The 324-nt window shown below is 65.1% G+C and carries 1 protein-coding gene; it reads left to right on the top strand.

Features of this window, described 5'->3' with window-relative positions:
* The coding region (locus tag EN786_RS36750; protein ID WP_246688851.1) for a substrate-binding domain-containing protein at positions 1-324 on the top strand (324 nt) is incomplete at both ends.

The following is a 324-nucleotide window of genomic DNA, read 5'->3' as shown; positions in this document are numbered from 1 at the left end:
CGAAGTCCTGGCGCTGCGCCATGCAGCGCCGCATCTGACAGCGTCGATCCTCGACCAGGCCGAGGAAGCGACCAAGGCCGGCATCGTCGTCGTTGCCGTCGACCAGGCGGTGACCGAGCCGTCCGCCTACATCATTTCCAACAACCAGGAACAGTACGCCTATCTCGGCGCCAAGTGGCTGTTCCAGCAGATGGGCGGCAAGGGCGAGGTTCTCTACATGCGCGGCGCCGCCGGCGCCTCGGCCGACAGCGATCGCGACAAAGGCTTCAAGAAGGCGCTGGCCGAATTTCCCGACGTGAAGGTCGCGCAGGAAGTCTTCACCGG

The sequence above is a fragment of the Mesorhizobium sp. M4B.F.Ca.ET.143.01.1.1 genome, from assembly GCF_004792275.1.
GTDB classification, from domain to species: Bacteria; Pseudomonadota; Alphaproteobacteria; order Rhizobiales; family Rhizobiaceae; genus Mesorhizobium; species Mesorhizobium abyssinicae.
Note: the sequence above shows the minus strand (reverse complement) of the source record. Positions and strands in the feature narration are given on the sequence as shown.